Here is a 24857-nt window from a genome sequence, read left to right on the forward strand (position 1 = left end):
CCGTGCACCTCGATGCACCTCTTCAACTCGTCATGGAAACGTACATTCCTCGACCTTGGGTGGCATGGCCAAGCCCGTCCCGCGAAGCGCGGACGTGGCGCCGCCATGCACTTCCCTCAAGCCGGTCGGTGGGGTGCCGTGGCCACGCCTCGTGGCCATGCTGAACCGCCTCTACCCGCCCGTTCCCAGGCGCCCCTCAAACGCTACAACTCACCCGCCGGACTGTCAGAATTGTCTTAACGTGAAAACGTCGCCAATACATGAACACTGAATTATTCAATCGAACGCTCAACTTAGAAAGCGCCCGTTAACGGCGCGCTCACTTTATTCTGCATTTCGAGCGCGCGCCCATGCGCGTTCTTTCCTATGGAGGGACTCTCCCATAGGCTGAACACGATTGTCCAGGAATCGGGTTGAAAACCATGACCAAACTGCATTTCCTCGGCGCCAACCGCCAGGTAACCGGATCGTGCTACCTGCTCGAGCACGATCGCCTGCGCCTGCTGATCGACTGCGGGATGTACCAGGAGCGCGAGTTCCTTTCACGCAACTGGGCTCCGCTTGCCGTGCCGCCCGGTTCCATTAACGCCGTGCTGCTTACGCACGCCCATCTCGACCACTGCGGGCTCCTGCCCCGCCTGGTCCACGACGGCTTCAAGGGCAAGATCCACACGACGTCCGCGTCCCGGGATCTCGCCAAGATCATTCTGCTCGACGCCGGCGAGATCCAGCAGGAAGACGCGGCCTACAAGCGGCGTCGGCACCGCAAGGAAGGGCGGAGCGGCCGCTTTCCCGAAGCGCCGCTGTTCACCCCGGTGGATGCCCGCAAGGTCTTCCCCCGCATGCGCGCCGTGCCCTACGAAAAGCCGCTCGGCATCGGCAGGAATGTGCGCGTCACCTTTCACGACGCCGGACACATTCTCGGGTCGGCCATGCTCAAGATCGAAATCGGGGGCGACAACGGCGGCGTGGCGCAACGTCTGCTTTTCTCCGGCGACGTGGGCCCGTGGAACAAGCCCCTTCTGCGCGACCCCACGCTCTTCGAGGAAGCGGACTACGTCGTCGTCGAATCCACCTACGGCGATCGCAATCATCCCTCGGCCGGTGACGTAGAGGATCAGCTTGCTGCGGTCATCAACGAGACGGTCGAGAAGGGGGGCAACATCCTTATCCCGACGTTCGCCGTCGAGCGTTCGCAGGAGGTCATGTACCACATCAGCCGGTTGATCTACGCCGACCGCGTGCCCCACGTCCTCGGCTTCCTCGACAGCCCCGTCGGTGTCGACGCCACCTACGCTTTCCGCAAGCATCCCGAGTGTCTCGACGAGGAGGCCGCCCGCATTGTCAGCAACGGCGAGCGGCTTTTCGTCTACCCGGGCTTTAAGCTCGTGACCTCCGTCGACGAATCCAAGGCCATCAACCGCATTCGCGGTTCATGCATCATTCTGGCCGGTTCGGGGATGTGTACCGCCGGCCGCATCAAGCACCACCTGACCCGCAACATCGACCGGCCGGAAAGCGCGATCGTGTTCGTCGGTTACCAGGCCCACGGAACGCTGGGGCGACAGATTCTCGACGGCGCCCACAAGGTGCGCATCCACGGCCGGGAGTTCCCGGTCCGCGCCCGCATTGTTCAGATTCACGGTCTTTCGGGACACGCGGACCAGGGGGAGCTGCTTCGTTGGGTCGGAAACCTGCAAAAACCGCCCCGCAAGGTGTTCGTCACCCACGGAGAGGAGCAAGCCGCGATGACCCTGGCGGAGGAAATCCGCAAGCGCTTCGATTTTGAGACGAACGTGCCGCAATACCGCGACGAAGTGCACCTCGACTGATGGGACGGCTACGCGGCGCCCGACGGTGCCAGGGACGTTCCCGCAGTGGATTCGCGCCGCCCGATGCGATCTCCGTGAAGCTCGAGCACGATGCCGGGGTAGCGGGGATGGGATCGGAACCCGAATGGCTCCAGCCAGCTCGCCCGGATGAACTCGGCCGACACCACCTTGACGCCGTCCGCCGCCTGCCGCCGCAGGAACTCCTCGAGCAGGATTTGCCCGATGCCCCGCCCGCGGTTTCGCGGCAGCACGGCGATCTTGTCGAGAATCACGTGTGACGGCGTCCGGCGAATAAACGCCACCCCGCCGACCACGTAGCCCGCCTGGTCGGTGCCCACGAGAAGGCGTTCGCGGGAAGTCAGGCCGCCGCCGATGCCGCTCGCGTAGAAAATGCGATTGAGCGTGTCGACTTCTCGGGAGTTGGCCGCGGGGCGGATTTTCAGGAACCGCCCGATCCGGTCGGTATGGTGCGTTGCCAGTTCGGCGCGGTCCTGTCCGACCTCGCCGGAGCGCACCAGCTCCGCCCGTGTATCGACTTCGAGGTGCGGATACGTGGCCCGCGTCAGGAAGTACTGTTGATCCTGCGACGGCATGGTCTCCTTCAGTTCCACGTACAAGCGCCCCAGCACGTCCTTGATGCTCGCGCCGTCGCGCAATCGGACAATCGCCTCGCGAATGGTCCGCTGTCCCTCCGGCGGGGCATTTCGCAGGACCGTCTCCGCGAAAAGCCACAGGCGCGATCCGGGGAACTTCCGTCGCACCTCTTCGATGCGGTAGTTGTTCTTGATCTCGTGCAACTGCGCCGCCCGGGCGTGCGTGTTTGCTTCGGGAACCTGCTGTTCCCAGGCGCGATATCGTTCGATCGCGCAATACAGGGCACGCGGCATGTAGCCGTCGCGCCGAACGGCTCCAATGTACTTGCGGAGCTCCTCGGCCAGCTCGACGACCTCGCGGTCCGGTTCCACCGTTCTACCCGCCTCGGACAGTGCTTCCTCCAGAAACGACAGCCCGTCCCGCATTCCAAGCGCTTCAATCGCCGCTGCAAACAGAATCTCATCCTGCGTGTGCGGGATCAGGGCCGGGAAATGAAAGCGTACGCGGTCCAGCAGGGCTCGCTTGAGCCGCAGGACCATGTCCAGCGTTCCCTCAAACGGCCGCCAGCCTGCGGCGGATACCACGCGAATGTTCTCATCAAAATCGTTGAGCGGAACGCTCACATCGCGCGTTACCGTTCCCACGAGCATCCACTGACGTTCGGTGCGCCGATGGAATTCGTAGGCTGCGGTGAGCGCCGCCCAGGAGAGATGCCTCCACGAACCCCGCAGGCGCTGCAAGACGTCGCGATCGGGATGGTCGTGCATGTGCCGGGTGAGAGACTCCAGCGGTTCGCCGGGAATGTACTCGAGCGTGGCCAGTCCGTACTGAGGCCAATATCCCCCGACCTTGGGTGTCAGTGCCGTTTCGCCGGGGCCGCCGGCCGCCACGGTCATCAGGCGCAGATCGGTCACAAAGGCCTCGGTCGCGGCCGTGCTGTTCACGTAGAGCGTGAAGTCTACCCGTTCCCGGTTCCGCAGCCGCACGCCGACGTGGTAGACGCTGCGTCCGAAGCGCGTGCCGAGGAGACTGATCCAGACACTACCGGGCGTGAGATCCTCCAAACCGAGTTTGTGCCGTTGATGAAGGAGATGGACGGCTTCGGGAATCAGGTCGGTGGCCAGCATCGCCGCCGTAATCCGCGCCAACTCGCCCGGATCGATTCCGTCTTCGAAGCGGCACGCATCCGCCCAGGTGAATGTCTCGCCGGTGTCCGGGTCCACGACCTCCGGTTCCCGTGGCGGCAGCCTGTGGCGCACGCCCTCCACGAGTCGATTGGCGATTCGCTCCGCGTTCTTCGGCAATGGCGGAGCGAGCTTGGCCAGCATCCACGCCGTCAACTCCCTGCGAACCGGAAGGAAATAATCCGGGTTGCGCTCCGGGATGCGCCCGAGCGCCTCCAAGAGTCCCTGCGCAAACGATTCCGCTTGTCCATTCCGCGAGTGGGCCACGATGCGTCGGAGCGATGCCAGCGCGGCTGCCAGGCAACTCCATTTCCCACCGTCCACCGGAAGTGCGGCGATCGTGGCCACCGCCTCTTCGTCGAGAAACGGGCGGAGCGACTCGCAGAACATCGCGGCGGTCCGGCCGAAGTTCTCGACCGGCTGATGCTCGAACAGCGCTGCGAACGCCCGGCTCCGCACAACTTCCTGGGGATGCATGGCCGCGAGCTGGAGATGGGTTTCGGCCAGTTCCTGGTAGCTCGCCCGACCGGCCGTGATGGCGCGCGTCAGATGCTCCACCGCGACCAGCGCGTCATTCGGGTCGGGCGCGGAGAGGAACACGGCCGCGGAGTGGATCGTCATCAGGCTGGGCGTTGCCGTGCCGGTCGTATCCAATCGCCTCCGCCATTCCTCCACCGGGGAGATCGGCGTCCGCATGCCAACCAGCCGCGCCGGCGTGGAGCGATCTCCGCGCGACAGCGACCAGAGAAGAATGCTCTCGCCGGCGATGTGGGAAAGTTCGGCATTGCCCACCCAGAGTCTTGGCAGCCGCAGCCAGTCATCCAGATCGAATTGATCCCCGTCGATCTCGTAGCAGCAGTTGCCCACCCAGACCCGTCCGACCACGACGGAGTCCCTTCGGACGGTCAACTTCCGGTCGATGGCGCGAAATGCCAGCCCATCGGGCACGGTCTGAAGCCCGGACTCCGTGCCCCCGAGATGCTGAAGAAATGCAAAGGGCACACGGATGCGGAGCCCGTCGATCTTTCGCTCAATGGTCGACGACTCGTACATCCGTTCGATGACGTCGCGGAAATTCTCCGCAACCGCCGACCGGCGAAACGAACCCTTGTCGGTCAACTCTCCGCGCTCGGCCGAGAAATCGCGGTCGATCACGGCGAACTTCACGACGCGTTCGAACGGAGCGAGGAATCGGTTGCAGGTCGCCACGAGGCCGCGGAAGTACTCCTCCACCTCGGTCGGCGGCATCTCCGCGAATCTTACCTCCGGATAGCTCATGTTGGGGCGGATGAGGAGCGAGACGTACTCCCGCCCATCGCCGACGGCAAACACACGCGAGACTTCGGGGAAGTCCGCGAAGAGCGATTCCACGCGCTGGGGCGCGACGGTCCGCCCCTGGGCGTTCTTGTAGATGTCTTTCTTGCGATCGACATGGCGGATAAAGCCGACTTCATCCTTCTGGACCACATCGCCGGTGCAGAACCAGCCGTCGCGGAACACGCCCTTGTTGTCTTCGGGATTCGTATATCCCTGGGTGACATAGGGTCCGCGGAGCATGAGCTCTCCATCCTCGCCGAGGCCCAGTTCGATGCCCGGCAGGGCTTTGCCGATGGAATCGTCCCGATATTGTCCCGGCGGCGTCATGGTGATGCCCCCGGTCGCTTCGGTCATGCCGTATCCACTGAGAAGATCGACGCCGGCATTCTGGAAGAACCGGAACACGGCGGGGTCGAGCCGACCGGCGGCGCTGAGCCCCCAGCGCAATCGGCCGCCCGTCAATTGCGCCAGCGCCTTGCGCACTTCGTCGGGATTGTCCGGCGGCTCGTCATGGGCGACCACGGCCCGCCGAAGGTCGATCCACTTCTTGGGGACGCTGATCATCGCCGTCGGTCGAAATGTCTGCATGTTCCGTATGATGGTTTCCGTCGAGGCGTCTTCCGCGAACACGTAGGCGGCGGCCAGGTGTACACATCCCAGCATTTCGAGAAACCGGCCGAAGGTGTGATAGAGCGGCAGGTAGCACAGCAAGACCTCGTGTTCGTCGATTTCGGGAAGCGCCGCCGCCCGGCAATAGCGCTTGCTAACCAGGCTCAATTGAGTGAACTGAATGCCCTTCGGCGCCCCCGTGGTTCCTGATGTGTACATAGTCGTGGCGACGTCGAGCGCACGGACGCGCTTCGACCGTTCCGTGAGCAGGTCCGCCGGTGTCTCCGCGCCCCGTTCGATCAACTCCGCGAGGGTCAGGACGTTGCCCCCGGGGACATGCGGCAGGACATCCAGCGATACGAGCCACTCAATCGACGGCACACGCTGGAGGGCCGCGAATGCCTGAGGAACCTGCTGCGCGCCGGAAACCACGACGAGGCGCGCCCCGGATTCCGCGAGGATGTGCTCGACCTGTTCCTGGGTGGCGTTGGCCGGCACACTGCAAACGAAGATACCGTTGCCCAGGAACGCGAGGTCGCAGAGCACGCCCTCGATCCGGTTGGGCGTGTACAAAGCCACGCGGGCGTCGTCGCCGAGCAGCGCCAGCGCGCCGCGAGCGATCCGCTCGGACTCCGCGAGCACCTCCGCCAACGCGTACTCGGCCACCTGATCGCGGCGGGGGACGACAAAGACGTTGCGATCGGGATACTGACCCGCGCGTTGGCGCAGCATCGCCCCCACGTGAAAGTCGCTTTTTTCGATGAGCTTGCAGACCAGGTCGATCCAGACACCGCCCGGCCGACCGGGCTCCGGAGGGTAAGCCGCCGCGCGAACGCGTTTGTCGCGGGCGAGGTCGATGAAGCGATGGACGTTGTCCAGGAACGCGGATCGATCGGCAGCATCCGAGGGGACATCCGGCAGTCGTTCCAGAATGGTGGTACCCGCGGCGGTGAGTGCGTCGATATCGATACTTGATCGCACATGGGCCCCAGCCGCCTGCAATACGGAGCGGGTCGCCGCAGCGATGTCCTTCGGTCCCTTCGCGGCGCGGAGGGTCACCACGGCACCGGGGAGGTCTCCGACGCCTTTTGCCGAGTCAATCATCGTGTCTCCTGCCATGCATTTGATTTTCGTCGTCAAACCGCGCGGTCGCAACTTCGATCACGAATCAACGAACTCTGCCACCCGCTAGCCGTTCTCGTGGTTGAGAAAGTCGAGGATCGCCGCATCAAACGCTTCCTGCTGCTCCTCGAATACGCCGTGTCCGGCGCGGGGGATCATATGCAACGTTGCTCCTTTGATCCCCTTGGCCAGCTCGCGCACAATCTCGGCCGGCATGAGCTGATCCTTCTCCGCGCCGATGACAAGGGTGCGCGCTCGAATCGCCGAAAGCACCGGACGGGTGTCGAAATCCATACACGCCTCGACCGATACCACGAAATCACTCGGATCCTCTGTAACCTTGAGAAACAGTTTTCCCTCGGCGGGCAGGAGCGCCTCGTAGAATTGCCTCCTTGCGGGGCCGTACGTTCGAGCGACGAGCTCCAGGTAGACCTCGCGCCAACGTCCGTCTCGGGCGAGCTCAACCCAATGCCCGTACACGTCGTCGGAACCGGGCGGCGTGCGGCACCCGCACAGTGCCAGTACCAGCCGGTTGACCCGGTCGGGGTAAGCCGCGGCGAATTCCTGCGCAATGACGCCGCCCATGGAGATGCCCAGGACGTCGGTCCGGCCGACGGTCTTGTCGATCACCGCGGCGTAGTCACCGGCCATGTCGCGCATGGTCGCCCCGCGAGGAAGTCCGCGGCGCCGGCCGATCCAATACACGGTGCGGCCTTCGGCGAAGCGAGAGCAGAACCAGGTAATGAAACGCCTTCGGCTGGCCAGTTCCTGGAGGGCGTCATTGATTCCCGGAAACACGACGAGAGGCGGTCCGGGTTCGCCGACGCGCCCGTACGGAAACGCATCGAGGAACATCCCGAACTCGGCCTGGGGGAGCTTGGTCATCGCCGAACCAGTTTACGGGACTGTGCGATGCAGGCGAGCCAGGCGGGAAGCAGGGGGGTTGTCCGATTTCGAACGAAATTCTGTCGGGTAAACATGCAAACTCCGCGCAAAGACGGGTATGATTACCAGGCGATCAGGAAGACTCAAATCACTTGGCCTGCAAAGGTTGCAGGTCTGCTGCCGCAGGCGCCAGCGATCCCGGGCAGGGGAACTTGGGCATGGATCAGGCCGTGACATGCCGTTTGACGGAAGAAGAGCTTTGGAGCGGGCTTGATCGGAACGCGCCGGAGATTCTCGAGCACGTTGAAAACTGCCCAACCTGCCAGGAACGTGCCGGATCGTTGCGCGCCACGATTGCCGCAGTTGCGTCTGCATCCGAGCCCGAGGTATGTCCGATTCCGCAGCGCATCGGCCCGTACCTGATCCAGCGCCGACTTGGTCTCGGCGGAATGGGCATTGTCTATGAGGGCGAGCAGGAGAACCCTCGCCGGCTTGTCGCCGTCAAGGTCGTACGCGGAGGCCACTATGTCGACGACTATCGCGTTCGACTCTTCCAGCGCGAAGTGGAGACGCTTGCGAGGCTCAAGCATCCGGCCATCGCGGCGATTTACGAGGCAGGTCGGACGGCAGACGGCCAGCACTACTTTGCGATGGAACTCGTCCGGGGGATGCGGCTCAACGACTACGTCCTGGATCGCCACGTGCCGCTGCGGCAGCGGCTCGAGTTGTTCATGAAGATCTGCGACGCGATCAACTACGCCCACCAGCGCGGGGTGATTCACCGCGACATCAAGCCCAGCAACATTCTCGTGGATGCAGAAGGTAATCCGAAGATTCTTGACTTCGGTCTGGCCCGGATCACGGACTCGGAAATGGGCGCGACCACCACCGGATCACTCGTCGGCCGGATCATGGGCACCCTGCCCTACATGAGCCCGGAAGAAGCCCGGGGAAATCCCGACGAGATCGACGTCCGCGGTGACGTTTACTCGCTCGGCGTCATTCTCTACGAGATGCTCACTGGGAGCCTGCCGTACACTGTCAGCCGGCAGGCCATTCCCGAGGCCATTCGCGTCATCTGCGAGGAAGTGCCACGGCGTCCCAGCCAGTTCGACCGCAGTCTGCGCGGTGATCTGGAGACGATCATCCTGAAATCGCTGGAGAAGGAGCGGGCCCGCCGCTACCAGAGCCCGGCCGCGCTCGCCGAGGATGTCGGGCGATTCCTGCGCAACGAGCCGATCCTGGCGCGGCGGACGAGCACGCTTTACCTCACGCGGAAGTTCGTCCAGCGGCACAGCATCGTCGTGGCCTTGATCGTCCTGATGATAGCAGCCGGCGCGTTCGTCCAATACATGAGCGAGCGCGTTCAAACGGAAGCCAACAATGCTGCGCTGGTGAACAGCATGTTCAACGATCTCGCCACGGCCGCCAGTTTTGAGGAGCTGGCACGCGACTCGCGCAGCGTCGGGCAACCGGAAGTACTGGACAGAGCCGCGGCGCTGGACCGTTCGGCGCGTCTCTACCGTGAGGCTTTGCACACGTACGAGCGAATCGTGGACGAAGGCCCGGAGTCGGTGGCGAACACCGCACGGCAACGGCTGGGAGGCGTAAAGTTGGGTCTGGGCCAGACGCTCATCGTGCGCGGCGTAACCGCTCAGGCGAACGCTCGCCCGAGCGCCCCGGATTTCGATGAGGCCAAACGGCTTATCAAGGACGGGCTGGATCTCTACGAAGAGTACAAACTCGCGATCCCGGAAGCCGAGGCCGGCTCTATCATCAGCGCCTTGCGAATGCTCCGAAGGTTGGAGGAAGCGAACCCGCCAGCCGGTGATATGGCGGAGTTCCGCGACGATGCCGATCTCAATGAAGCCGGGGATTTTGCGGAAGGCCCACCGGCGCCGGGCGGCTCGGCTCCCGTGCCGGAAGAGGGCGGCGCTTCCGAGCCAGGCGGTGACGCGGCGGCCAACGACCTGCTGCCTCCGGCCGGAGACCTCGAACAGGCCTTTAATCTCGGTGAAATCGATGCCATGATACGGCGTGTCGCCTCGCTATCAGGACAAGAGGTGCCCGAACTCCATACCTCGGGCACTTTGCAGTAAACCACCGGGGCAAGGGTTCTGCACATGACGTCGAGCGAATGGGGAGAAACGGCGGAACTTGTCGAGCAGTTGCGGTCGGGCGGGGCCCAGGCCGCGCCGATCTTCGATCGGCAATATCGCGAGTCCCTCGTGCGATTCTGCTGGGGCTATCTCGGCGACATTGCCGACGCCGAGGATGCCGTGCAGGAAATCGCCTTCAAGGTTCTGACGGCTGAGAATATCCCCGATCGTTTTCGGCCCTGGCTCTACCGCGTCGCGCGAAATCACTGCCTCAACCTTCTTCGGGATCGTGCCCGCCGACGCGATCGTTTTGAGCTTCCCACCGACGCCCGCGTTCGTGCCTCCATGACCGGAAATCTCACGCGTCTTGTGCGGGACGAGGACAAGCGAATCGTGATCGAGCTGGTTCAGCGGTTGCCGGAAAGCCAGCGCGAAGTCCTCCGCTTGCGCTATGTGGAGGGGCTCTCTCGAGCGGAGATCGCGGAAGTGCTGGAACTGTCCGAGTCGGTGGTGAAAAGCAGGCTCTTCGAGGGCCTTCAACGGCTTCGAAACTCTACCGGCAGTGCTCAGGACACTTAGAGCCACCACCGCTACGTTAGGTATCCGCATCCTTACTCTAAATCCTACTTGCTTTGACTTACCTCGGGCCCGCGCAATCCTGGCATTACGACGATCGAATTCCATCGACTTTCGGGTCCCTCGACTCACCCGAAGAGCCTGAGTGAATCGCTGCCTTGTTCAGGCTCCAGCCGGTCGCGCGGGGCGATATTCTCGCGCCTGCACTCCGCGCAGGCTCAGTTGGCGCGGGTGATTCATGATGCGGCCGTGCCATTCACCGGACCTGTCCCTTGACGTTGTGGGGCTGCGGGGACGAGGCCGTCCGCCCAAAAAAGCTGCGCGAAATTCTTGAGTTAATTCGCCCGATTGTTCAAGGCGCGCTCCTCTCGGTCCGATGTACGCGCAGTCTGGGAAAAGTGTTCCCTGTCACGAATTGGTTCTTGGAGAATTGATGATGCCTACGTATGCACGACGCACTTTCGGAACGACGACGCGCGGTTACAACCGTTTCGGTGGCTACACCGGCACGGCGGGCAACCGCACCACGAATCGGACCCGCACGACGGGGACGAGCCAGCCGACGACGGCCTACAAGAACGTCTGCAACACGTTCAACAACAAGATCAGCTCGTATCGCACGCTGATCAATCAGACGAAGGGTCCGGCCAAGTTCCCGCGTCCCACGCCCACCACGCTGAACAATTTCGCGAATTGGATCGAGAAGGGCGCCGTCGTGCAGACGTGCAGCCCGCAGCAGGTTGCCCGTTGGGCTCGCACCACGCGGGCGAACTTCAACCCGACGACGTCGTCGGTCACGGCCTGCAAGAACGTGCTGACCAAGAAGTTCGGCAAGAACTGCATCAAGGCCGTCGCCCGGGCGAAGAACGGCGCCTTCATGGTCGCCACGGCCCAGACGAACAACGGCAAGGCTTTCCGTTTCCCCAAGTAGTTCAGGGACCATCCTCACACGCCCAAACTGGGGGGTCTGCGTGACGGATGGGGACACGAATGGGGCGGATCCATGAGGGATCCGCCCCATTTGTATTTGTGCCGCGGGATCGTTCGACCTCGCGAACGTACCGATCTTTCAGGCTTCGATCCTGTCCATCACGGCGCCAAGCGTGGCGCCGATTCCGTCACGAATGATCAACTCAGCGGAGCCGTCCAGGGGCGTTTCGGTGCGGTTGATGAGGACGAGCCTGGCACCTCGAGCGCAAGCGATCCGCGGCAGCGACGCGGCGGGCTCCACCACCAGCGACGATCCAATTGAAAGAAACAGATCGGCCTCCGCCGCGAGTCCGGCGGCCTCGGCCATGACGTCCGCCGGCATGGCTTGCCCGAACGAGATCGTCTTGGATTTCAGCGGGCCGCCGCAGTGGTCACAATCCGGCGCTTCTTCACCCGCCTCGTACCGGGCGATAACCACTTCCGGCGCCCACTCCTTGCCGCAGACGCAGCAGGCGACGACGCGATTCGTGCCGTGCAGCTCCAGCACGCGCCGGCTCCCGGCATCCTGGTGCAGGCCGTCGATGTTCTGCGTGATTACCGCGACGATGCGGCCGAGGTCCTCCAACCGAGCGATCGCGCGGTGGCCATCGTTGGGCCTGGCACCGCGGAACTCGGCGTACATCTCTTGGCGCATCTTCCAATACCGGACCCTTTCCGCCCGCGAGCGCATGAAGTCGTCGTAGTACACGGGTTGATGTTTGGACCATACGCCGCCGGGACTGCGGAAGTCCGAGATGCCGCTTTCCGTGCTCATGCCCGCGCCGGTGAACACGACGGCGTGGCGGGCGTCCCGCAGAAAGCCGGCAAGTTGTTCGATCGGATTCAATGCATCGACCTCACGCACGATGGATGGCAACTCTCCGCCTCATGGGCTGGCCGCGTTGCTCTTTACCCCTATAATGTCCTTAAGCGTTGCAACGCCAAACGGATTGATCGATTCCACGAGGTGCTTCGGAATGGAAAATGTTCTCCTGATCGCCCTCTTCGGCCTGGCGCTCTTCTTTATCTTCAAGCGAGGCGGCGGCTGAGGCACCAAAGGCTGCTAGGCGTGCCCTGGCAACGAAAGTGGACGGCGCCGACCGCATTGCAAGCTCATCATTTCGTCCGCTCGTAAAGATACCCGGCTTCCTCCAGCCGCGCGCGTCCCCCTTCGAACACCGCACATTGCCCCCCGGACCAGATCGAGGCCGAACCGAATCGACCGTCCTTCGCCACGGCGTAGAACTTCACGTCGAAGTTCGGGCGCCCCTGGGAATCCAGCAGCCGTTTCTCCGTGGTCGTTGCCACGATGCGCTTGAGCGCCGATCGGCATGCCTCGGCCGGGCTCATTCCGTGACGCATTCCCTCGACGACGGTGTGTGCTCCGCAGATCTTGATGACCGCTTCGCCGCGTCCCGTCGCGCCGGCCGCGCCGACTTCGTTGTCCACGTACAGCCCGGCTCCGATGATGGGGGAGTCGCCCACGCGTCCCGGGATCTTGAATGCGAGCCCGCTCGTCGTGGTCACGCCGCCGAGATCTCCCCCCGGCGTGACGGCACAGCAGTTGATCGTCCCGTAATGGCGCTTGGCATGCTCGATGGGCGCCGCGCCCTGGCGACTGTCCGCCGGCGGCAGCCAGTCGTCCTCGTTCGAGAGGCCTTCTTTCCATTCCAGCCAGAGCTTCCTCGCGCGATCGGTGAGCAGATTCGTTTCCTCGAAGCCGTGTGCCCGGGCGAAACGCAACGCTCCCTCGCCCACGAGCAGGACGTGGTCGGTGCGCTCCATGACCACGCGCGCGACGCGGGAGGGGTAGACGATATTGTGCAGCGCCGCGACCGCCCCCGCCCGGCAGGTCGGGCCGTGCATCACGCTGGAGTCCAGCTCGACCACGCCGTCTTCGTTGGGCAGACCGCCGAGCCCCACGGTGATGTCGTCCGGATCTTCCTCGACGAGGTTCACGCCGGCGATCACGGCATCCAGCGGGTCTGCGTTCTTGAGAATCATCTGCGCGGCGCGGTCGACGGCGCGGATGCCGTTTGCGCTGGCGATCACGACCGGGCCCCCGGTCCCGCGGGCGGGTTTGATTCCCTGGACTCTTGTCTGTCCGTGGGACTTGGCCGCCAGGGTTCCCGTCGCAATTGCGGCAGCCGCTGCCCGCCCGAGGAACTCACGCCGATCAATCCGGTTCATGGGAAGGGCCCCACAGGGTATTATGTAGCGAACTCGGGCGCAAGCTGCCGATAAGCTCGCTGCGTTGACAATTTGCGTACCCGATGCCGCCGGGTCCGGGGTTATTACAATTTTGTATCCGATCTTCTACTGGGCGCCCATCGTAGTCGATCCTAGAACCCTGGTGCATCGAGCGCTGTCGGCCGCGGTGACGAAGTCAGCCGCCGCGGAGGAAAAAGCAGCTCGCCCGCAATCAGGACAGCGGCGCGGAGACTGCCCCGACAGCGGCGACCACGGAAGGAGCTAGGCAGGCCATGCATCCGCTTGCGTTCATCATGTTCGACCCGATGTATTTCATCATCGTCGGCCCGGCCATCCTGTTGGCCATGTGGGCCCAAGCGGCGGTGAGTTCCGCATTTGCCAAGGGGAAGCGTCGCGCGGCGCGGAGCGGTTTAAGCGGGGCCGAGACCGCCCAGCGGATCCTGAACTACTACGGGATCAGCGATGTCGCCGTGGAGCCCATCCGGACGCAACTCGGCGACCATTACGATCCAAAGCATAAGGTGCTGCGACTGAGCCCGGATGTGTATCACGGGCGGTCGCTGGCGGCGCTCGGCGTGGCTGCGCACGAAGTCGGACATGCCATTCAACACGCCAGCGGTTACGCTCCGCTGACGATGCGCAACCTGATCGTGCCGCTCGCCTCTACGGGCAGCCAATTGTCGTTCCTGCTGATCATTGGCGGGCTGATCTTGTCGTACATGCAGATCGGGCTGGGCATGCCCGTGGCCTTGGCGGGCCTGATCCTATTCGGAGCGGTCGTGCTCTTTCAGATCGTGAACCTGCCGGTGGAGTTCAACGCGTCCAGCCGCGCCCGCGCGATCCTGCTCGATAACAACATGATCACGCGTGAAGAGGATGTGGTGGTTGGCAAGGTACTCAACGCGGCCGCCATGACCTACGTGGCCGCCACGATCACGGCGCTGGCGCAGATGATCTACTTCGCCATGCTGGTCTTCGGCCGCCGGAACTGATCGCGAGGCGAGCGCGTTATCCGACGTGGATGCTCAGGTGGGTTGCGCGTTCGATGTCCGGGGGGCGGTCGGGCCTGGAAGTCACAACCGTTCCATGCGTTCGCGTCGGTGTCGCGCGTTGGATCCGTACGCGAACCAGGTTGCCGGGAATTGCCCTTCCGGACGGGAAGTGGACGCGGAAGTAGCGATCGGTCCGGCCTTGGGCCAGCACCTCGGAATTCACAGGCGCGGGACGGACTGAGGAGTGCCCCGGCGGTCCTTCGTCGCCATCGCCCGCCGTCGATTCAACAATCACGCGCTCCACGGATCCCACCGCCTGTTGCCGGAACGTCAGCGACAGCTCGCGTTCCAGCTCCGCCAACCGATTCATCCGCTCCCGCACGACATCGGACCGAATAAACTGTCGCTGCCAGCGCGCGGCCGCGGTTCCTGCGCGTGGGCTGAAGGGAAAGGCGTGGATCTTGATGAACCCGGCAAATCGCGCGGTTTCGAGCGTCTTTGCAAAGTCGCCTTCGCTTTCTCCAGGGAATCCCACGATCACGTCCGTGGAGATTGCAGGCCGTTGGAGCTTTGTCCGAACCCGCTCGACCATCTCGTGGAAGTTTTCCCGGTCATACTGGCGGTTCATTCGCCGAAGCACGTCTTCGCTGCCGGATTGCAGCGGCAGATGCAGGTGGGGGACGCAATTCTCGTGACGGCGGAGAACGTCGAGGAGGGCGTGGCCGACGTCGCCGGGCTCCAAGCTCGAAAGCCGCAGCCGCGCAAGTCCTTCGACCTGAGCGAGGGCATCGACGAGTTCGGCCAGGGGTGCGTCATGGCGGTGAATGCGGCGCCGCAGGGCCGTCTCCCGCCCGTAGGCGCCGAGGAAAATGCCGGTCAGGACGATTTCGCGATGACCCGCGGCGACCAGTTGCCGCGCCTCGGCTACGGCATCATGAACTGACTTGGAGCGCAAGTCCGGGCGCAACCGGGGAATGATGCAGTAGGTGCAATGCGCGTCGCAGCCGTCCTGGATTTTGAGGAAGGCGCGCTGGTGCCGATCGAAACGGCGGATCAATCCGATCGGGGTGCCCGCCTTGACACCCTCATCTTCGAGCGGAATAATCGGAAGTGGATGTATCGGCGGAGCTTGCCGCAATCGTCGGTCGTGGGTCGCCGGACCGGGCGTCGCCAAGCCTGATGTGGTCCTCGTTCCAATTGCCTGCCCAGGTATGTTATCCCCGGCGTCATGCGCGACGTGATTGTTCTCCGAAGACGGCGTGCCGGAGCTTACCGGCGGACGCGCTTCCAACAGCAGGCAAAGGCTCTTCCGAAGATCGGTTCCGTGCCCCCAGACGGCGTCGACGCCGTCGATACGGCGAAAGCGATCCGCGTCGGCCGAGGCGCCGCAGCCAAAGACGACGATTTGCTCGGCCGGTCCACCCAGGAGGCGTCGAACCTCCTGCCCGCTGCGGCGCAGCGCGTTCGTGGTGACTGCACAGGTGTTCACGACGGCGATGGAAGCCTGCTCGCCTTGGAGAGCGGGCTTGCCCCCGAGCGACTCGAGGATCTCGCGAACCTGTTGCGACTCGTACTGATTAACTTTACAGCCGAGTGTGCTCACCCGATACTTCCAGCCCATGATGCCCAGCCTATCCGACGGACTCGGATGGGGAAAGTCGCTTGGCGGTCGTCGGGCGACGAATGCTGGCCCGCAACCCGCCGGACAGAGCGCACGGCGGAACACTGGAGTTCTCGAGCATGGCTACTCCCCAAACCGCATGGGGCATTGATCTGGGACGCGCCGCCCTCAAGGCCGTCAAGCTGCGACTCGGGACCGACGGCGCCGTCGAGGTCGTCGCGGCCGACCTGATCGAACACGCCCAGATCCTGACGCAGCCTGACGCCGATCGAACGGAGCTGATCAGCAGCGCTCTGGAGAAGTTCCTTTCGCGCAATGACATCTCCAAGGATCGGGTGGTCGTCAGCGTTGCCGGACAAAACACCCTCGCCCGATTCACGAAGTTGCCGCCGGTCGCACCGAAGCGAATCCCGGACATCGTCCGTTACGAGGCGGACCAACAGATTCCATTCGATATGGACGAGGTCATCTGGGACTATCAGACCTTCCAGGCCGAGGGTCTGCCTGACATCGAAGTCGGCATCTTTGCCATGAAGCGCGAGCTGCTTCGGGAGCATCTGCTTTACTTTGAGCAGGCCGCCATCGAGCCCGTCGCCGTTCAGACCACGCCCCTGGCCGTGTACAACACCGGGTTCTATTCGGAGCTGATCTCGGAGCAGACGACCATTCTCCTCGACGTCGGCGCCGAGAATACCGACCTGGTGATCGCCACGCGCAATGGGCTGTGGACGCGAACCATCGCCATCGGCGGCAACCGTTTCACCGAAGCCCTGGTCAAGGCGTTCAAGCTTTCCTTCGGCAAAGCCGAGGCCTTGAAGCGCTCCGCGGACACCAGCAAGTATCGGCGTCAGATCTTCCAGGCCATGCGGCCCGTATTCTCCGACCTTGTGCAGGAACTCCAGCGTTCCATCGGCTTCTATTCATCGACGCACCGCGACGCCGAGATTGACCGCGTGATCGGTCTGGGCGCCGGGTTCCAGCTCTCGGGATTGAACAAGTACATCACGCAGAACCTGGGGATCGAGACCGAAGTTCCCAAGAGCTTCGCGAAACTGAGCGTGCCCGCTCCGATTCCGGCGATGGAGTTTCAGCCGGCGTTTGCCGCGGCTATCGGCCTCGCGTTGCAGGGAATCGACCAAGCCCGCGTGACCAGCAATCTTTTGCCCGTCGAGATCGCCAAGCAGATTGTGTGGCGCAAGAAAAAGCCCACCTTCGCGGCAGCGGCGGCTTGTCTGGTTCTGGCCGGCGGGATCGTCTGGTTCCGCCAGACTTCGGATATGCGGGCGCTGGCATCGGGGGCGCGGGAGGCCGAGCAAGTTCGCGTGGCGGGCGTCGACGACGCCGTCAACGTCATCAACAACGGCCCGCCGCCGAGTCTTGGGGATCGCGCCAAGGCCGCCGAAGTCAACCAGGCCGGAGACATCCTCCGCAAGGAACTCAGCGACCTGCGCGGACAGGGCGTCAGCGAGCGCAGCACCACGGAGACCCTGGTCCAGCTTCAGGAAAACAAGGTTCTTATTCCGCGCATCATGGAAGTCGTACACCAGTCCCTTCCCCAGCCGGACCCGGTACTGGCATCGGCGGATACCGGTCCGGAGCTCGCGGAGAAGATCAAGGAAGGGGGGCCGCCTCGGTCCCAGCGGCGCATCGTGCGGATTCAGTCGATGGATATCCAGTATACGTCGGACATCCACCTGCTGATCTGGCCCAATCTTGTCGAGGCACCGCCGCCGCTCCTTCCGCAAGAGGAGATCAAGCCGGGCATGTGGTTGCGTATCACCTGCCGAACGCCCAATGCCGGCGGTGCCGCGTTTATCAATGAGAATTTCATCAAACCGTTACGCGAGAACGGCCGGAAGCCCGGGCAAGGCTTCTATTTCGACCGCATCAACCTGGTCGACGGACGCAAGCTCGAGGCGGAGCTGGAGGCGCCTGCCAGCCCCTTCGGTCGTCCGGGCTCCCGCGGGGTGGATGAGACCTTGAAGTACGATCCGGTTACGAACGAGCTTTGGACGGACGATTGGGAATTCAGCATCAATGCGGACGTGGTCCTTTCGGATATTCCCGAAGAGTTCCTCGAGGTGGCGGAATCTCCGGAAGGGGAACCGGGAAGTGAGGGCACCGAGGGCGGTTGATCGTCGCGGCCCAGCCGAACGGCGATTTCTCCGGGGACCGCACGGGAGCATATTGAATGGACTTCCTCAAGCGACATGCTTTTTACATCGCCTCTATCGGCCTGGCACTGCTGGGCATCGCCTTGCTTGTGACCGGAGTCCAGGCCATGGGTCGGGTGCCCAAGGAGATGGACAAGGCGCGCAGCCTCTACAGCAGCCTCAACCAGTTGAGCGGGTCGGCTGTGAACGACCGCGTGATCCGCGCCGAAGAGGAACGCATCGCCGCGGCCCGTGCCGACTACGACGCCGTACTCGCCAAGGCCAATACGCTGTATGGCTGGGAGCCGCTGGTCGAAGGCGTCTTTCCGACCGGGACGGATGAGCAGCGGCGCAAGTTCCGCCGTGAATACAACAAGGCCATGCGTGCCCTGCTCGATACGGAGAAGCTCCGCTGGGGGCAACCGGCCGACCAGGCTGCCATCGACCTCATGAAGGATCGGATTGAGGATGAGCTCTACCGCGAGCAGTTCGGGAAAGAGGGGGAGGGGGCGGCGCGACCGCCTCGGCCAGTCACCGGGCCGGAAAAGACGCCGGCCGGCATCCTGACGTACGCCGGAGCCAGGCTCGACGCCGCCGCCCGGGCGAATATGGCGGCCGCCCAGCGGATCTATCTCTATGCCACGCCCATCGACGCGCCGGCCACGCGGGAATACAAGCCCGTTCCCAGTCTCGACTTCTACGGCACGATGACCGAAACGGGCACCGTCGATGCACCATTTCCGGAAGATTGCTGGCATGCCCAGATCGCCTACTGGGTTCAAAAGGATGTCATCCAGGCCATCGAAGCCACCAACAACGAAGTGGCCGATGAGCTCAAGGCGAACGAGACGCCCCGCTGGGTGGGAACGATGGCCGTCAAGGACATCATTTCGATCCGGGTCTTTACCGGATACATCGAACCGGAAGAGGAGTCCTCGATCATCGGTGCGGCGCCGGGTGGGCGCGATCCGGCCCTGCCGCCCGCCACCTCCGCCAACGTCTTCACGCACAACGCGAACAGCCCCCTTTACGAGGTGAAGCAGTTCACCCTCAAGCTGGTGATGGACCAGCGGGAAATCAGCCGCTTTGTTGAAAAGCTCTGTGCCAACAGCTTCTACACACTGCTTCGTGTTTCTTATGTCGCCGAGCCGGTGAATCGCAACATGATGGGCAAGATCTACGGTTCCGGTCCGGTTGTCAGTGTCGTCATGGATTTCGATGTGGTGATGCTGGGCGACGTCTTCCGCCCGCTCATGCCGCCGATCGTTTGCGACAATTACGGGATTTCGTGCCCGGCGCCCCCGGAGGAAGAACCATAGTCGGGCGGGCTGGTTCGATTGCGGTGTTCGATGTAGGGCGTTCGGCAGCGGATGATCACCTGATTGGGAGTTAACGTACCATGGCCAAACAGATTGTTGGTCCCCTGGAACGACATCTGGAGAAAGCAGTCATCGGCCTCGCCGCCCTCGTGCTTCTGGGTTGTGTGGTCCGTTACCTGATCGCTTCGCCCAATCAGATGGACCTCGGAAACGGCAAGCCCGTTTCCCCCGGGCAGGTCGACGACGTGCTCGCGACCAAGGCCAACGAGGTGCGCGAACGACTTCGCCAGGCCACGCCTCAGTCGCAGATTCCTCAGCCGCTGGAAGTCGAGTTCGAGCAGATGCTCAACCCGTTTCCGAAGCTCGGCCTGGACGATCCTCTGACGCTGGCCGCTCCGCTCGGTCCGGAAATTCCGATCATCGATCCCCCTGAGGTGATCATCGGCGGCGCCAAGCTTGTCGATGTGCTTAAGCCCCCTGCGCCGACTTGCGTGCAAGGCAGGAGCTGGCTGCGCGAAGATCGCGATGGCGGTGTGTACACGTTCGCGCGGAATTGGGTGACCTGCACCACCGTCTTTGATCGCCGCAAGCAGGAGGACCTCCAGGCCCAGGCTTACGGCAACACGCGCCGGGATGTGTTCTTCGGCCCCATCGAAATGCAACGTCGCGCCCAGCGCCCGGATGGAAGCTGGTCCGACGACGACTGGCAGACCATTCCTCCGGAGCCCGCTCCCGGGATCGAACGAATCCGGGATGTTCCCAAGTTGACGCTTGAAGAAGACGGGCGGCAGATCGTTGTCCCCGTGGATGATCTGACACGTTATACCCAATTCCGCGAGAAGCTGACCGATCCGCGGACGCAGCTCGACTTGCTCCGCCCGATTCTGTACGGAATCATCTCCGGCGACGTATGGCGCTTCGCGGAATTGATCCCCCGGCGCGAACTGGTCCAGCAGGACGACGAGTATCTCAGCCCCGTGCAACCCTCGCCGCGCCCCGTCGATCGCTACGATTTCGGGCAGGAGGAGGAAGTCGCCGCACCGGCGGAAGAAAAGGAATCGGAAGCCCCTCAGGTGGAGACACTTTCACAGCGACTCCAGGACCTGGAGAACCGGTTGAACAAGGCGGATACGGAAGAAGAATGCATTCGCATTTACAACACACTCTTCGATATTGCCCACAACGACGCCTCGGCCACCCGCTCCGAGAAGAACCGCGCCCAGGATCTCATGCAACGCGCCGAGCAGAAGCAGCGCGACCTTCGGCGGCAGAGGCAACGGGGAGGGCCGGGCGGTCCCGGTCCCGGACAGCAACCGGGCGAACCCGGCGAGAAGCCCCGTGAGCATCTGCCGCGCGTCCAGTTCTGGGTGATCGATTCCGCGGAAGGAAGCGTCGAGCCCGAAGCAACTTATGAGTATCGGGTGCGCGTCAACCTGCTGAATCGGCTCGTGGGAGAACCCAACAAGTTCGACAACCCGGATATGGCCACCGTTATTTTCGTTCCGGGTCCCTGGACGGAACCGTCTTCGCCTGTCGCGGTTCCGCCGATCCACGAGTTCTTCGTAACCGGCGCTGATGCGAGGCGCAAGGAAGTCACCGCGGAGCTCTTTCAGTGGTTCGAGGGCTACTGGGTCAAGACGAGAGAGCGATTCGAGGTCGGACGACCGCTGGCCCGGACGACGCGCGCTGCGATTCCCGATCGCTTCGGTGGTGCCGGGGTCGACAACGCCCTGGTTCAGTTCGATGCGCATGTGGCGCTCATCGACCTCGAGTTCGACGTGCCGTTCCGCGAACGCTCCCGCGGCGCATCGCGCGAGGGGGCGACGTACCCGGCGGGCGGAAAGACCGATGCGGCCGTCCTCGTCGATGAGCGCGGCAGGCTCGACATCCGTTTCGTTGCCGTGGACAAGATCCACCCCGAGAAGAAGCGGTACACCGACATGGTCTGGCAGCCTCCTCGCGGGGCGGGGCCGTAAGGGCCGTATGTGGCGGGCTGGAATTCCGGCAATCCGGAAAACCGGCGCTTGCGACAAGCGGAGCGTAACCCTAGAATCGCGCCCCGTTCAGCATCGCTGAGGCGCTTGCGATGCGGCGGAGGAGACCGGCCTTCCCGGCGGAGGGCTCTCCTGCAATGACCTGCCTGTGGCGCGGCCTTCCGACGAGCGGTGGAGGAGCGTGTTGCGGGCCCTGCCGAAGGTGAAACGCCCGCGTTTCCACGAGGAGGAGTTCCCTTGCGAAGCCTTCAGGTGTTCCGAGCAGCCGCGCTGCCCCTGGTCGCGCTGGTGTTGTTAGCCTCCCCCCGACCGGCTCTTGCCGAGGACGATTCGCAACGGCTGCGGGAGGCCGTCAAGCTCTTCGACGAGGGCGACTATCTCGCCGCGCAAGAGCTGCTGGTGGCGATCGATCCCGAAGCGCTGTCCAGTGACGAACAGACTCGTCGCGGCGACTACCTGCAACGCGTGCAGGTGGCGCTGACGATGTACGAAAAGGCTCTCCGCGATCTGGAAGACGCCGAGACTGCGATTGATGACAACGACCCGGCGCGGGCTCGCGAGTTGCTCAATCGCGTCATAGAAAACGAGTACGCGGCTCCTGCCCTCCGCGAAGCGGCCAGGACACATCTGGCCGGACTGGATGGTGGGGAAGGGCGTGCCGCCGCGCGACAGGACCTGATCGAGGCCGCCGGCGAGGCGCCTGCCGATACCGACGAGCGCCGTGGTACCCGCCCGGATCGCCCCTCGTCCGACGAGGTCGCGCAAGCACGCCAGTTGACACGTGAAGGCCAGGACCTGATTCAGAGCGCCCAGTACGACGAAGCGGTCCAACGCTTCCAGTCGGCGCTGGAACTTGTTCCCGGTTTACCGGAGGCCGTCCAGGGCTTGGAGCTCGTCCGTGCCCACAGGGAGAATATCGCGGCCGATCGCGCCGAATCGCTCGCCGAGCGCATTCGCCGCCTGGACGAAATCAACTGGCAACGTGCCGTTGCCAACTACCGGCAACTGGAACGCGACATCCGCGATCTCGTCTCCAAGAATCGATATGACGAAGCTCAGCAGGCGCTCGTTCGTGCCCGCCAGGTGCTCGACGCCGCGCGTCAGTTTGCCGAGCCTTACAGAAAGTACGAAAATCTCGATGCGGAGCTCAAGTCGCTTTCGAACTACGTCTCTGAATCCCAGCGGAAATACCTGGAAGAGCAGGTGGCCCAAACGCGGGAGGAGATCCTCCAGCAGCGCAGCAAGCGGCTGAAGGATTATGAGGCTAATCGCGAGCGACAGGTCGACGCCCTCATGGAAGAGGCCGAGCAGCATCGCAAGGACGGCGACCTTGAGGCGGCCTTGAACACGCTCCAGCAGGTGGTGGTCATCGACCCATCCTACCGCCCCGCGCGGATGCTCATGGACATCCTTGAGGACCAACGCCTTTACCGCAAAGAACGCGACACAAAAGAGGAATTCTACCGGCAGCAGCGGAAGTCTCTGCTCGAGGTCGAAGAAGCCAAGATTCCCTGGCACGAGGAAATCAACTATCCGGACAACTGGTTGGAGATTATCTCGCGGCCGGAGCGCATCCTTCCCGGCCAGACGCGGGTGGATCGTCAGCTCATCAGTGCGCTGGACCGACCAACATCCGTCGACTTCCCCAAAGTCCCGTTCAACCAGGTGGTGGAGCGCCTGGCGGATACCCACGGTCTCAACATCGTGGTGGACTGGCACGATCTGTCGACAGCGGGAGTCGAGCGTTCCGTAACCGTCGATCTCACGTTGCCGCAGGAAATCTCCCTGCGCAAAGTGCTGACGGAGGTTCTCGACCAGGCTGGTGCGGGAGTGCCGCTGGATTTCGCCGTCCAGGACGGCGTCATCAACGTGGCCACGAGGGACAAGCTTCGCCGGTCGACCTATACGGTCGTCTACGACGTGACCGACCTCCTGATGGAGCTACCTAACTTCACCGACGCTCCGGTGCCCGACCTGCGCCATGCGACCACCACGGCGAAGCCCGCCATCGAATCTTCGTCGATGCCGTGGCGCGTTGGCGACGACGACGATGACGAAGCCGAAGAGGATCCACGGCGGAAGGAACTCCTGGAGCAGCTCTCGGATATCATTCGCAACAACGTCGATCAGGACAGTTGGCACAGGAACGGCGGCGACGTCGGCCGGATCGATCAATTCAACGGCCAGCTTGTCGTCACGCAGAACGCCGCGGCGCACGGCAGGATCGTGGGTCTTCTGGAGCAGCTTCGCGCCGAGCGCGCCATCCAGATTTCGGTCGAGGCACTCTTCATTACGGTATCGAGCCATTACCTCGAGGAAATCGGTATCGACCTCGACGTGGTTCTGAATGCGGGCAACGCCGGGTACGACTTCGTCGACAGCGGCACGGGTCCCCTCACCGATCCGGTGCTGGGAAGCAATCTGCTGCTTCCGCGTTCGTTCTCGCGTCTGGGGTTCGGCTCTCAACCGCCCAATACCGGCCTCCCGTTGACTACGCCGGGTAACGCTCCGGCCCAGCCATATAGCCGCCCGTTCCTGGTGCCCCAGGCCAACGGCGGCGCCGGTCGGCAGCTCACCCCTGTCCCGGTCAACAACAGCGTTCTCGGGTTCACCAACCCCGCCAATCTTCCGTCCGACGTTCCGGGCAGCTTCGGCGGCCAGTCCATCCCGCCGGCGCTCAACGTGTTCGGCAGCTTCCTGGACAATATCCAGGTGGATTTCCTGATTCGCGCCACCCAGGCTGATTCGCGCACCACGGTTCTCACGGCGCCGCGCCTCGTCGTCTTCAATGGGGCGTCCGCCTGGATCGCGGTGACCATTCAGCAGAATTTCATCAGTCAGCTTCAGCCGGTCGTCGCCCAAGGTGCTGTTGCTCAGGCTCCCATCACGGGAACGATTGACGCCGGTGCCAGCCTCTTTGTCCGCGCGACTGTCACCGCGGACCGCCGTTACGTGATGATGCTTCTCTCGCCCGGCGTGACCCGGTTGCTCGACCTCCAGACGTTCAACTTCAGCGGTGGTACGGGCGCCAACCAGGCCTTTGTCCAGTTGCCCACGCTGTCCGCGCAGCGCGTTCAGACCCTGGTCTCCGTGCCGGATGGCGGGACCTTGCTCATCGGCGGGCAAAAGCTGGCGAGCGAGACCGAAGTCGAAGCGGGCGTTCCCATTCTCTCGCGCATACCGCTCCTCAAGCGGCTCTATTCCTCGCGGACGATGGTGAAAGACGAGCAGGTTCTGCTCATCCTCATCAAGCCGAAAATCCTGATCCAGTCGGAGCAGGAGGAATTGGCCTACCCCGGTTTCGCAAAGCGTGAATGATGGCGGCGTCTGACCGATCGCTCGTCCTACAGATCACACGCATAGCGCGCAGGCGGCTGAGA

General features: G+C 63.4%; 14 protein-coding genes. 9 read left to right on the top strand and 5 right to left on the bottom strand.

The window, feature by feature from the left end; genetic code table 11:
* Nucleotides 1-422 precede the first annotated feature (422 nt).
* Nucleotides 423-1832, top strand: a complete 1410-nt coding sequence (locus J5J06_17040) for an MBL fold metallo-hydrolase (protein MCO6438803.1) — start codon at nucleotides 423-425, stop codon at nucleotides 1830-1832.
* Between the two features lie 8 nt (nucleotides 1833-1840).
* Here J5J06_17040 and J5J06_17045 read toward each other — a convergent pair whose 3' ends face one another.
* Both J5J06_17045 and J5J06_17050 read right to left on the bottom strand, forming a co-directional pair.
* Complete coding sequence (locus J5J06_17045) at nucleotides 1841-6640, bottom strand: AMP-binding protein (GenBank protein ID MCO6438804.1); 4800 nt, start codon at nucleotides 6638-6640, stop codon at nucleotides 1841-1843.
* An 84-nt stretch (nucleotides 6641-6724) separates the two neighbouring features.
* On the bottom strand, nucleotides 6725-7543 hold the full coding sequence (locus J5J06_17050; protein ID MCO6438805.1) for an alpha/beta hydrolase: 819 nt from the start codon (nucleotides 7541-7543) through the stop codon (nucleotides 6725-6727).
* 218 nt (nucleotides 7544-7761) lie between these two features.
* Between J5J06_17050 and J5J06_17055 the strand changes: the two genes are divergently transcribed.
* The 3 genes from J5J06_17055 (at nucleotide 7762) to J5J06_17065 (ending at nucleotide 11149) form a co-directional block, all read left to right on the top strand.
* Nucleotides 7762-9642 carry a serine/threonine protein kinase gene (locus tag J5J06_17055; protein ID MCO6438806.1) on the top strand — a complete coding sequence of 627 codons (1881 nt, stop codon included), beginning with the start codon at nucleotides 7762-7764 and terminating at the stop codon, nucleotides 9640-9642.
* A 24-nt stretch (nucleotides 9643-9666) separates the two neighbouring features.
* Complete coding sequence (locus tag J5J06_17060) at nucleotides 9667-10221, top strand: sigma-70 family RNA polymerase sigma factor (protein ID MCO6438807.1); 555 nt, start codon at nucleotides 9667-9669, stop codon at nucleotides 10219-10221.
* Between the two features lie 430 nt (nucleotides 10222-10651).
* A complete protein-coding gene (locus tag J5J06_17065) occupies nucleotides 10652-11149 on the top strand; it encodes a hypothetical protein (protein MCO6438808.1) in 498 nt (165 codons plus the stop codon).
* 138 nt (nucleotides 11150-11287) lie between these two features.
* On the opposite strand, the gene J5J06_17070 is transcribed toward J5J06_17065, so the two are convergent.
* Together J5J06_17070 and J5J06_17075 are read right to left on the bottom strand one after the other, a co-directional pair.
* Nucleotides 11288-12052: an NAD-dependent deacylase gene (locus J5J06_17070; GenBank protein MCO6438809.1), complete on the bottom strand. Its 765-nt coding sequence runs from the start codon at nucleotides 12050-12052 to the stop codon at nucleotides 11288-11290.
* 251 nt (nucleotides 12053-12303) lie between these two features.
* Nucleotides 12304-13377: a N(4)-(beta-N-acetylglucosaminyl)-L-asparaginase gene (locus J5J06_17075; GenBank protein ID MCO6438810.1), complete on the bottom strand. Its 1074-nt coding sequence runs from the start codon at nucleotides 13375-13377 to the stop codon at nucleotides 12304-12306.
* A gap of 314 nt (nucleotides 13378-13691) precedes the next feature.
* Between J5J06_17075 and J5J06_17080 the strand changes: the two genes are divergently transcribed.
* Nucleotides 13692-14390 carry a zinc metallopeptidase gene (locus J5J06_17080; GenBank protein ID MCO6438811.1) on the top strand — a complete coding sequence of 233 codons (699 nt, stop codon included), beginning with the start codon at nucleotides 13692-13694 and terminating at the stop codon, nucleotides 14388-14390.
* A 16-nt stretch (nucleotides 14391-14406) separates the two neighbouring features.
* On the opposite strand, the gene J5J06_17085 is transcribed toward J5J06_17080, so the two are convergent.
* Entirely contained in the window at nucleotides 14407-16011 is a 1605-nt protein-coding gene (locus J5J06_17085; protein MCO6438812.1) for a MiaB/RimO family radical SAM methylthiotransferase, read from the bottom strand.
* Between the two features lie 119 nt (nucleotides 16012-16130).
* Between J5J06_17085 and pilM the strand changes: the two genes are divergently transcribed.
* The 4 genes from pilM (at nucleotide 16131) to J5J06_17105 (ending at nucleotide 24795) form a co-directional block, all read left to right on the top strand.
* Complete coding sequence (gene pilM, locus J5J06_17090; GenBank protein ID MCO6438813.1) at nucleotides 16131-18146, top strand: type IV pilus assembly protein PilM; 2016 nt, start codon at nucleotides 16131-16133, stop codon at nucleotides 18144-18146.
* A 56-nt stretch (nucleotides 18147-18202) separates the two neighbouring features.
* On the top strand, nucleotides 18203-19483 hold the full coding sequence (locus J5J06_17095; GenBank protein MCO6438814.1) for a hypothetical protein: 1281 nt from the start codon (nucleotides 18203-18205) through the stop codon (nucleotides 19481-19483).
* Nucleotides 19484-19563: 80 nt separating this feature from the next.
* Nucleotides 19564-21459 (top strand): hypothetical protein, encoded by a 1896-nt coding sequence (locus J5J06_17100; GenBank protein ID MCO6438815.1) that lies wholly within the window; start codon nucleotides 19564-19566, stop codon nucleotides 21457-21459.
* Between the two features lie 255 nt (nucleotides 21460-21714).
* Nucleotides 21715-24795 carry a hypothetical protein gene (locus J5J06_17105; GenBank protein MCO6438816.1) on the top strand — a complete coding sequence of 1027 codons (3081 nt, stop codon included), beginning with the start codon at nucleotides 21715-21717 and terminating at the stop codon, nucleotides 24793-24795.
* The last annotated feature ends 62 nt before the right edge of the window (nucleotides 24796-24857 follow it).

The sequence above is a fragment of the Phycisphaerae bacterium genome (genome assembly GCA_024102815.1).
Classification (GTDB): Bacteria; Planctomycetota; Phycisphaerae; order UBA1845; family UBA1845; genus JAGFJJ01.

Excerpts from the sequence above, each read along its gene's own strand:
- J5J06_17040 (MCO6438803.1), top strand. The coding sequence starts at position 423 with ATGACCAAACTGCATTTCCTCGGCGCCAACCGCCAGGTAACCGGATCG.
- J5J06_17065 (MCO6438808.1), top strand. The coding sequence starts at position 10,652 with ATGATGCCTACGTATGCACGACGCACTTTCGGAACGACGACGCGCGGT.
- J5J06_17075 (MCO6438810.1), bottom strand. The coding sequence starts at position 13,377 with ATGAACCGGATTGATCGGCGTGAGTTCCTCGGGCGGGCAGCGGCTGCC.
- pilM (MCO6438813.1), top strand. The coding sequence starts at position 16,131 with ATGGCTACTCCCCAAACCGCATGGGGCATTGATCTGGGACGCGCCGCC.
- J5J06_17100 (MCO6438815.1), top strand. The coding sequence starts at position 19,564 with ATGGCCAAACAGATTGTTGGTCCCCTGGAACGACATCTGGAGAAAGCA.
- J5J06_17080 (MCO6438811.1), top strand. The coding sequence starts at position 13,692 with ATGTTCGACCCGATGTATTTCATCATCGTCGGCCCGGCCATCCTGTTG.
- J5J06_17095 (MCO6438814.1), top strand. The coding sequence starts at position 18,203 with ATGGACTTCCTCAAGCGACATGCTTTTTACATCGCCTCTATCGGCCTG.
- J5J06_17085 (MCO6438812.1), bottom strand. The coding sequence starts at position 16,011 with ATGGGCTGGAAGTATCGGGTGAGCACACTCGGCTGTAAAGTTAATCAG.
- J5J06_17045 (MCO6438804.1), bottom strand. The coding sequence starts at position 6,640 with ATGATTGACTCGGCAAAAGGCGTCGGAGACCTCCCCGGTGCCGTGGTG.
- J5J06_17050 (MCO6438805.1), bottom strand. The coding sequence starts at position 7,543 with ATGACCAAGCTCCCCCAGGCCGAGTTCGGGATGTTCCTCGATGCGTTT.
- J5J06_17060 (MCO6438807.1), top strand. The coding sequence starts at position 9,667 with ATGACGTCGAGCGAATGGGGAGAAACGGCGGAACTTGTCGAGCAGTTG.
- J5J06_17055 (MCO6438806.1), top strand. The coding sequence starts at position 7,762 with ATGGATCAGGCCGTGACATGCCGTTTGACGGAAGAAGAGCTTTGGAGC.